Annotated in this window: 3 protein-coding genes and 1 pseudogene; 3 read left to right on the plus strand and 1 reads right to left on the minus strand. The window is 40.4% G+C overall.

Annotated features, from left to right (window positions below; genetic code table 11):
* The first annotated feature begins 195 nt into the window (after positions 1–195).
* From ABID29_RS10560 to ABID29_RS10570, 3 genes and pseudogenes are all read left to right on the plus strand, one after another.
* Positions 196–3,177, plus strand: a pseudogene (locus ABID29_RS10560) (type I restriction endonuclease subunit R, EcoR124 family).
* Between the two features lie 302 nt (positions 3,178–3,479).
* Positions 3,480–4,874, plus strand: a complete 1,395-nt coding sequence (locus ABID29_RS10565; protein ID WP_354366091.1) for a HEPN domain-containing protein — start codon at positions 3,480–3,482, stop codon at positions 4,872–4,874.
* A gap of 507 nt (positions 4,875–5,381) precedes the next feature.
* A complete protein-coding gene (locus tag ABID29_RS10570) occupies positions 5,382–6,224 on the plus strand; it encodes a hypothetical protein (RefSeq protein ID WP_354366092.1) in 843 nt (280 codons plus the stop codon).
* Positions 6,225–6,330: 106 nt separating this feature from the next.
* Here the strand turns inward: ABID29_RS10570 and ABID29_RS10575 are convergent.
* A partial coding sequence (locus ABID29_RS10575; protein ID WP_354366093.1) for a transposase occupies positions 6,331–6,698 on the minus strand: 368 nt, incomplete at its 5' end.

Genomic DNA, 6,698 nt, shown 5'->3' on the forward strand with positions numbered 1-6,698 from the left:
TTTTGTGGGCGTTCTTTTTGCTGTCTTGCTACGGAAAAACTCCTAAAACAAGTGTCCAAATATGATATAATAAAAGGTAACGAAAAAGAAAAAAACACAGGATAATCAGCCTCTCTGCTGTAAAAAAACAGTGGAAAAGCTAGATTTTCGAAAGATATGAAATAAGGAAGCAGGGCATATGCAGTATACCGGTGAATTAGCCTCGAGCAACAGCTCATTGACCAACTGACAACAGGGACCAGCCAGTGGACCTACCGCAAGGATTTAAAGACCGAAGAGGCCCTTTGGGACAATTTCTTTGCCAAGCTAGAGCAGAATAATGTCGCCATCCTAAATGGCACGCCCTTAACAGAGCAAGAAAAGGCGCAGGTCAAAAACCAGCTCAACTTTGTCAATTATTACGAAGCAGCCAAATGGCTAGCTGGGGAAAATGGCATTGCCAAAGTTCAAGTCCAGCGAGAGGATGCGACACTAGGCACCATTCGTCTGTCTGTTATCTGGCGGGACAATGTCGCTGGTGGCAAGTCCAGCTATGAAGTGGTTCATCAGGTCAAGCGCCCCAAGGCGAATCCGACAGACCAGGACAGACGCTTAGATGTGACGCTCTTGATCAACGGCCTGCCCATGATTCAGATTGAGCTCAAAAGTGCCAATAGTCCTTTCAAGGATGCCTTTCGCCAGATTCAAAAATATGACAGGGAAGGGAAATTCCGCGGGATTTACTCGAGCCTGCAAATGTTTGTGGTCTCTAACCTGACAGATACCCGCTATATCGCTGCCGCCAAGGAAAACAAGCTCAATGAGACCTTCCTCACCAAGTGGGTTAATACCAGCAATCAGCCGGTGCCAGGCCTCTATGCCTTTGCCAAAGAGGTCCTCTCTATCCCTCGCGCTCATCAGATGGTTATGCAGTACTCGGTCATTGATGATGACAAGAAGGCCTTGATATTATTATGACCTTATCAGGTCCATGCCATCGAAGCTGTCCAAGAAGCCAGCAAGGCCCAGCAGTCCGGCTATGTCTGGCACACGACAGGTTCTGGGAAGACCCTGACTTCCTATAAGGTGGCACGCAATCTCCTGCAAATCCCGTCCATTACCAAGACCATCTTTGTCGTGGACCGCAGTGACTTGGACCAGCAGACGGCCTCTAGCTTTACCTCCTATGCGGCCAATGATGTCATTGACATCGATGAGACGGATAACACCCATCACTTGGTCAAGCGCCTAGTGGCTGATGACAAGCGCGTGGTGGTGACGACCATCCAAAAGCTGGCCACCATGATCCGGAAGATGGAGGAGGGTAAGTACGCCAAAGAGGTAGCGAAGCTCAAGCAACTCAAGGTTGCCTTTGTCGTTGACGAATGCCACCGGGCCGTCACGCCACAATCCCAACAAAAGCTCTCTAGCTTCTTTATCCACTCCCTCTGGTATGGCTTTACAGGGACACCAATCTTTGCGGAAAACAAACGCCAACAATTAGGCAATCTGGCCCAAACGACCGAAGAACAATACGGTAAACGCCTGCACGAGTACACGGTTAAGGAAGCCATCCATGACAAGGCAGTCCTCGGTTTTAAAGTTGACTATAAAAATACCCTTATCCTGTCAAAAGAGGTCCCTGAAGAGGACATTCCAGATAGCGCCTATGAAAACGAGGAGCACATGCTGGAAGCCCTAGATGTCATCCTCAACCAGTCGCGTGGCAAACTTGGTTTTCAAAATAGAGTTGGAAAAACCTACAACGCTATCTTGACCGTCAAGTCTATCGCCATCGCTCAGAAATACTATGACCTCTTAAAGCGGATTAAACGAGGTGAGACCCGCATCAAGATTTCCGAGCGAACCAAGCAAACCTTACCTGACTTTCCAAAGTTCACCATAACCTACTCTGTGACGGAAAACGAGGAAGACTCTACGCTTAATCAGGACAAGATGAAAGAGGCTTTGATCAACTACAACCAGGAATTTGACACGAACTACACGATAGCTGACCTGCGTGGCTTTAACACCGATGTCAACAACCGCCTGGCCCGTAAAAAAGACAAGTACCTTTTCCGGGAGGAACAGCTAGATCTGGTCATCGTGGTCAACTGCCTGCTGACAGGATTTGATGCCCCTTGCCTCTCGACCTTATTTATCGACCGCAAGCCTATGCGACCCCATGACCTGATCCAGGCCTTTAGCCGGACCAACCGTATCTTTGATCAAGCTAAAAAGTTCGGACAGATTGTGACCTTCCAAGCCCCTAATGCCTTCAAGGAAGCTGTGGACAAAGCCCTGCGCCTATACTCTAATGGTGGGGAAAACAGTGTCCTTGCTCCAGAATGGGCAGAAGAAAAGGCCAATTTCGATGAGAAACTGGCCAACCTCCAAAGCCAAGTCGCCATGGATGGTGACATGGGACTGGACATTGACAGTGCCAGTGACGAATGGCTGAAAAAGTTTGCCAAGTCCTACCAAGAATTTGACCGCTATTTTGCCTCTATCAAGGTCTACTCTGAGTACAACCAGGAGCAAGTCTTTGCGGAAACAGGCCTGACAGAAGAGCTGCTTGAGACCTATATGGGCACCTACCAAAATGTCCTCGAAGAAATCAAACGCCGACGTGATGGTGGAGATAACACAGACGAGGACCCGCTGGACATCTACTATGAGCTCGAGTCTGTCCACATGGATGAAATCAACTACGAGTATATCATCTCCCTTATCCAAGCCTTTATCCCGCAGGACGATGATGCCCAAAAAGAATTGACCGCCAAAGACATCGCAGCCGTGGACGCCTACATCGCTGACCTGGCTAAGACCAACCCAGGCCTAGCCCAAGTCATCGCCGACCTCTGGCTCCAAATCCAGATGGACCCCGAAAGCTACCGCGGCCAATCCATGGCCAATATCCTCGACCAGATGATCGAAGCCGTCATCCAAAAAGAAGTCAAACAACTGGCCAAGAAATGGTATATCGGCTATGACGAACTCATGTATATGGTCAAAAACTACCGCAAAGGCGAAGGCAAGCAACTCGGCGAAAGCGAACTCAGCCAAAGCCAACGCTACCAAGACTACAAAACGGAAGTCGCCGAAGCCCTCAACCCCCTCAAATACAAAATCGAACTCAAAAAAGCCTACACCCAACTCATCGAGGATGTGATCGAACCCTTGAGAGTGAGGAGGTAAAACCAAGATACAAAGGCCGTTAAACGGCTCAAAGGAAAATAGGAAAGTTGATGCAGATGCAGGAAGCATCTAGGAGACTTTATCTTTTTCCGCAGAGTCGTAGGCCGTGTTCAGTTACCAAGATACAGAGCCGTTAAGCGATGCCCAGCAAAATAGGAACCATGACGAAGACGACTTGCGTCTAGGAAATGGTTATCTTTTTGCACAGCAACGTAGGCGAGTTCAGTTCGGATAACTTGATTTCAGGGTTTCAGTCAGTATGTAATTACTTTAACGAAAAAAATAAAGGGAGTTGATGTTTTATGTCTAGAATTGAAAAACTCAACAATATTGATGAATTTGAAATCACTGGTTTTTTCAAAATAAGTAATGAACAAGAGATTTTTGGGAAGCTATCGCATTCAATAGATGGTATGTTTCTTGAATTACCTATTAGTAAAGATGAAATTGCTGAAAAGATAGAGTGTTTAATTGGTCTAAACAAATACGAAGTTATTTCCTTGTTTGGACTTACTAGACAGGCTTATTATGTCAAAGATGTTGATATAACTAAATTTCGAGTGAATTATATGATATGTGATTCAATTGCACATACTGATTTAGAGAGTCTGAGTTTCTCAAAAGTCTATTTTTCCTACAAGTATTTGGGTTCATTTATAAGTAAACAGCCAGATGAAGCTAAATCGTTTTACATAGGAGCTCTAAATGCTGAATTAAAAGAGTGGATTTCTGAGAGTAGTAGGTCTGGTCAATCTTCTAGGGATGGCTTTGAGAGTAGTAAACAAATTAAGCCAAATTATAGTATCAATTATAATATTGCAAAACCATTTTTAGACATAAAAGATGATATTATTAAATTTCAAAAATTTCTTTCCATTTTAACTGGAGTATACATGCCTGTTAGTTTTTTTAGATTTAATTCCGAAACGAAAGATTTAGCGGGAAATACTATGCCATTCTGTGGAAGATTTTATTTTTCTCAAGCTAGTGGAGAACGTAAAGTCCCTAACTTATTTTCATCGTATAACTATAAAGCGCTTGAAAATCATTTTGGAGAACTTTTAAGTGAGTATTTCGTTCAATATGAGAGTTATGAAGCTATTCTCATAAATTTGACAACAAATTTAAGGTATAATAATTTAGTTGAAACGCAGTTTTTTGATGCTATTTCATGTGTTGAAGAAATCGCTAGACTAACAATGGATAATACTAGGCAACTTTCTGAACAGGTGATTAAATATAGAGAACAAGTGATATCTACTATTGGAGAAAATGTGTCCGATAAATCAGAACAAGACCTGATTATTAGAGCTTTTCAATCAATGGATGAAATCTCATTAGTTAGTAAAATAAAACGATTGTGTAAGGACTTACCACAAGAATTAAGAGGTAAAGTAAAGTTAAATAATAAAAAGATTCTAATCAATAAAGATTTTATTGGAATGTTTTCATCAAAATGTGTTAATACAAGAAATTACCATGCTCATGGAAGTATTGATAGAAGTGATAAAACTTTTTCATCTAGTGAAATGTTTTATGTAAGTAAGATTTTAAATCTAATTACAGAGTATCACTTTATGAAAAAGATTGGTGTAGAAGATAATGTAATTGTCGATGCTATTTTACAAAAAAGAAATTATTATTCTGTTATTGAACCATATGGTTATGAACCTCCTATGAGAAAAATTAAATTTTAGAAGTTGTTCAGACAGATGATAGATTTTAAATTTGATGGAGTAATGTTTAATTTTACGATAAGAGATTAATTTGATTTAATTTCCTAAAACTGTTATGATATTAATAACAAAGCGACTAGAGCGCTTGAAAAGAGTGGTGCCTACGGGTGTCACTCTTTTTTATTAAGAAAAATATAGGCACTTGAATCAAACGACTATATATTGTGGTTTTTTTTATTTAAAAATTAATTTACCACAAGATATTGTTTTTTTAGAAACAATATAGTATCATAGAAAATATAGAAAAAGACGATAGCGGCAACTATCGTCTAATGGGGTATATGATTACAAGAAGAGCATGATAAGGCGCAATTCTGATTAATCAACTATAGTTTATCATTATTTCAAAAAAATGTAAACCTCGCTCTTTTGTGAATCTTTACTCTCTTTTTCTACAAAATTAATAGAAAAGAGGAAAATATTATTCATATATCTGAATTTTTAAATAGAAAAGAAATTCAAAAAGAGTTGGATTTCTTAGATGTTGACGTTGAAACGGATGTGAAGCTTTTTGTGGATCCGTTGCTTTTACCTGCTAACTTGGAGAAAATTATATTTGACTTTATACAGACTGTTTATGATAAATATAGCAGTGGCCAGAAAAATGAGGCTTTGGGCTTATTTGTTTATTCAAAAGAGTGCAACGCTACGCATATTGGCTATTCTTCTGGTAAATCAAGAGGTACAGGTGTCTCAAAGGAAATGCTTGACCAATTCTTTACTTATGTCATGAAAGCTACAGATCGGTTAAAAGAAAAGTTGTTAACACCGGTTTCTCTCCCCTTGTTCATCAAGAAATTCTCGAAGGATAGGATGTCGGATCTACTGATCAGTATTTTAAAAAAAGAATTAATACTTTTTTCGTTAGATCAGGCTAAGATACACAACTTGCCGATTAGTTCTCGAAAAGCCAAGTTTGAATTTTGGAATATCGAGAAACATCAATGGGATGTTTTCGAGAGTTACTATGTTTTAGATTATGTGGGAAAAGAACTCATCTTACTTCCCAAAACTATTGTTAACCGTAGGTTTGAGGTAACTCCTGCAAAATATATTTCCGTGATTTTTTCACATCTCCAAACTAAGGAAGCTTATCAAGATCCTGACGGTTCTCCATTTACAAAAAAGAAATTACGGCAGCTTGAGATATCTGATTCTTATAAGTTTAATAAGGAAAAAGAGTATATCCTGGATACAACAGGAGCTCTGCCGGAACTTTTTGAGGAGTTTTATGAGCAATCTCTCCGGTTCCGAAGCTTTAAATCATTAACGGATGAACAATTGATAGAGCAACTTACAAAAGACTCCTAATCTAAAACTATGAATAGCGCCTAAGCCATCTTTTTGAAGATGGTTTTTATTTATCTACAAATTATCAGAAATAAGGCTCATTGTCAACTGTAGTGGGTTGACCAATTTAACACCGAGAGAGGACAAGTTTTGTCTTCTCTCGTTTGATGTTTATGGCAATGAAAATGCGAGTTTTAAAGTTTTCAAAGTTCCGAAAGCCAAAAGCGTTACGCTTAATGACCTTGATAAGGTTGTTTGTTGCCTCAAGCTTAGCGTTTGAGTGAGGGAGTTCCAAAGCGTTGACAATCTTATCCTTGTCTTTCAGAAAGGTCTTGAAAACCGTCTGAAAGACAGGATTGACGCTGGGAAGTGCTTCCTCAATCAATCCAAAAAAGTGGTCAGCTTGCTTCTCCTGGAAATGGAAGAGCAGGAGTTGATAGAGCTCGTAGTGCTCTTTCAATTCTTGAGAATAGCTGAGCAACTTAGCGACAATCT

The organism is Streptococcus rupicaprae, assembly GCF_040545225.1.
In the GTDB taxonomy this organism is placed as follows: Bacteria; Bacillota; Bacilli; order Lactobacillales; family Streptococcaceae; genus Streptococcus; species Streptococcus rupicaprae.

What these genes read in the sequence shown, in the direction of transcription:
- ABID29_RS10565 (WP_354366091.1), top strand. Translation starts at nt 3,480, where the DNA reads ATGTCTAGAATTGAAAAACTCAACAATATTGATGAATTTGAAATCACT.